The sequence below is a fragment of the Paenibacillus sp. P22 genome (assembly GCF_000469945.2).
GTDB classification, from domain to species: Bacteria; Bacillota; Bacilli; order Paenibacillales; family Paenibacillaceae; genus Paenibacillus_O; species Paenibacillus_O humicus.
In genome coordinates, this window is the sequence record NZ_CBRA020000276.1 from 1 (window position 1) to 3,214 (window position 3,214).

The 3,214-nt window shown below is 64.7% G+C and carries 2 protein-coding genes and 1 pseudogene; 2 read left to right on the forward strand and 1 reads right to left on the reverse strand.

Translation table 11 applies throughout. The features are described 5' to 3' along the window. Positions 1–487: pseudogene (locus BN871_RS28725) on the forward strand (hypothetical protein); the annotation flags it as partial. A 177-nt stretch (positions 488–664) separates the two neighbouring features. On the opposite strand, the gene ald reads toward BN871_RS28725, so the two are convergent. Next, positions 665–1,780 carry an alanine dehydrogenase gene (gene ald, locus BN871_RS25640; protein ID WP_048749970.1) on the reverse strand — a complete coding sequence of 372 codons (1,116 nt, stop codon included), beginning with the start codon at positions 1,778–1,780 and terminating at the stop codon, positions 665–667. Between the two features lie 190 nt (positions 1,781–1,970). Here ald and BN871_RS25645 point away from each other — a divergent pair. Then, positions 1,971–3,214: PucR family transcriptional regulator ligand-binding domain-containing protein (locus tag BN871_RS25645; RefSeq protein WP_048749971.1), on the forward strand; the 1,244-nt coding region annotated here is incomplete at its 3' end.

Here is a 3,214-nt window from a genome sequence, read left to right on the forward strand (position 1 = left end):
CGGAGCCGCCGCGGGAATCGTGCTCGGAGGCGCAGCCGGCATTCTGGCCACAGCCGGGCTTCTCTTCATACCGGGCATAGGCCCGCTGCTGGCCGCCGGCCCTATCGCCACCGTGCTCGCTGGAGCCGCCGTCGGCGGAGGAGCGGGCAGCGTCGTCGGAGGCCTGGTCGGTCTCGGCATCCCCGAGCAGGATGCGGAAGCGTACCGGGCTCTCCTGGAGAACAACCGCCTGCTCGTCTTCGTGTCCGTCGAGGAAAGCCGCCGCTCGCGGGTGGAAAGCATATTCCAGGTCTATGGCTCCCTGTCCGCTTCCTCTGCCGCCGCCTCGCCGGACGGATTCCGCTCCATCCCGATGCGCGACGAGTCTCTGCAGGGAGCCGCGGATGACATGAGGGTATTCATCAGCTCCAAGCCTTCCGATTCCACGCTGGATCAGCCCGCACCCGTTCAGGAGATCGTCATTCCGCATCTTCCCTCCGGCGATTGACGCAGTACTCGCCGCCATCCGCAGGAGAGGAACTCCCGGAGTCCTCATGCGGTCAGGCTCGCGGGTCCGTTCTTATCCGCTATGGGCAGCGCTGCCGGCAGCTGGGTTTGCGTTCAACTAAATAAAAAAATCCCCGAACCGTCCGGTTCGGGGATTTTCGCATCTGTGGATCGACGGTCAGCCGATCAGCTCTTCGGGTGCTTTGTACGCATAGCCGAGATCGCAGGCGACCGCCTCGTAGGTGACATGGCCGCCCATCGTGTTGACGCCTTCGCGGATCGGCTGGGATGCGCGGATGGCGTCCTGGGCTCCGGACCGGGCGATCTGGAGCGCGAACGGCAGCGTGGCGTTCGTCAGGGCGAGCGTGGACGTGTACGGCACCGCTCCCGGGATGTTGGCGACCGCATAATGCAGGACGCCGTGCTTCTCGAACACCGGATCGTCATGCGTCGTGATGCGGTCGATCGTCTCCACGCTGCCGCCTTGGTCGATGGCCACGTCGACGATGACGGAGCCCTTCTGCATCGAGCGGACCATTTCCTCCGTGACGAGCTTCGGCGCCTTGCCGCCCGGGATCAGCACCGTGGAAATGACGAGATCCGCTTCGCGAACCGCTTCGGCGATGTTGTGCGAGGTGGACTGCAGCGTCTGCAGCTGGTTGCCGAAAATGAGCGCGAGCTCGCGCAGGCGGTTCGTATTGGTGTCGAGCACGGTCACGTCCGCGCCGAGGCCGACTGCGATCTGAGCCGCGTTCGTGCCGGCGATGCCGCCGCCGATGACGGCCACCTTGCCGCGCTTGACGCCGGTCACTCCGGCGAGCAGAATCCCTTTGCCGCCGCGTGCGCGCTCCAGCATCTGAGCGCCGACCTGCACCGACATGCGGCCGGCTACTTCGCTCATCGGAGCGAGCAGCGGCAGCGCACCGTTCACTCGGATCGTCTCGTAGGCGATGGCGGTAACGCCGGATTCGCGGAGCGCTTCGGCAAGGAGCGGCTCGGCCGCGAGGTGGAGGTAAGCGAACAGGATGAGGCCTTCGCGGAAGTAGCCGTACTCGGAGGAAAGCGGCTCCTTGACCTTCATGACCATGTCGCTTTTGCCCCATACATCGGCTGCTTCCGCCACGATGACCGCGCCTGCGGCTTCGTACTGGGAGTCCTCGAATCCGCTTTCGGCTCCGGCGGAGCGCTCGACCAGCACCGTATGCCCCGCGCGCACGAATTCAACGGCTCCCATCGGCGTCAAGGCGACGCGGTTCTCGTTGTTTTTGATTTCCTTTGGAATTCCGATTTTCATGGGACAGCCACCTCGTCTATAATGGATATTGCCTTCTACCGTCATGATACGGGAAGGGGCCAAGTCTGGCATCTTACACGTTGTCGATATTTTCTCTCCTTGGGCTCGACTTCTTGCCGATTGCTCACACGGTTCTGGCAGCTTTGCCGCCGTCGGCATGTCGCGATTGCCCGGAAAGGTGTCTTAGCGAGTGAAAACAACCGATCTGCATGTCCGGGACGTGCTTCAGCGTCCCTTGTTCGCCCATGCCCGGCTCGCCGCCGGCCAGGTAGGCCTCGGCAAGCGCGTCGGCTGGGTGCATGTCATCGAAATCGTGCAGGTAGCCCCGTTCATCAGCCGGGACGACCTGATTCTGACGACCGGCCTCTGGCTGAAGCAGGCCCAGCAGGACCGTCTCGACTATTTGCGCCAGCTTATCCGCCAGGAAGCCGCAGGACTTATTCTCGAGCTCGGGACGAGCATCGAAGAGGTTCCCGCGGAGGTGCTCGAGCTGGCGGAGCAGCATGGCTTCCCCGTCATCGTTTTCGACCATCCGGTGCGGTTCTCGGAAATCACCCAAGACATCCACTCTCTCATCATCAACCGTCAGCGCTCCCATCGGGACCTTGCGGAGGGCTTCTCCCGCCGCCTGCAGCAGCTGACGCTCCAGCACAGCGATATTATGCCCGTCCTTCGCCTGCTTCATGGGGATACGGGACGGCAAATCGTCTTTTATTCCCTCCTTGAAGCGGATCGCCATTACCCGCAGCTGCCTCCTGTCTCCGGCGGTACGCCCGGCCTTGCCGATTTCCCGTTCCGCCGGCTGGAGCGCGAAGGCGTTCTCGGCGACGGGAAAAGCGAGCTTCTGCTGCCGCTGGACAGCGGAGGCAGCCTGCTCCTGCGGCCCGTTTCCTGTTACGGCCAGCTGCTCGCGGCGGTCGGAACGCCTCTGCCCGACAATGACGGGGAGGCTGCCGCGCAGCTCTCTCCTTATCTGGATGCGGCCGCCTCCGCTATCGCCGCTCTCATGCTCCGCACCCAATTCCGGCGGGAGCACGACAACCGGCTGCAGGACCAGCTTATCCCGGAGCTGCAGGAAGGGCGGATCGCGAGCGAGGATCAGGCCCGCACTATGATCGGGCTGACCGGACGGATCCCGCAGGACCGCATCTGCCTCAGCCTGCCGGGGCAGCTGGAGCTTGAGGAGCGGTCCCCCGAGGATGGCGGAGACCGCCTCGAAGCCGCGCTGAGGGATCTGGCCGTGCTGCTGCGCACGCTGATCCGCAAGTACAGCCTCAAGGGAAGCGTGCAGGCGCGCAGCGGCGGACTCCAGTTCCTGCTGGCGCTGGAGGCTCCGCCTGCCGCCGCCTCCGACCGGCTGCTCTCGTCCTCGCAGTCGCTGCTGGAGGACATCCGCCGCTTCGGCGAAGACCAGCTCGACGGCCTCGCGCTGCG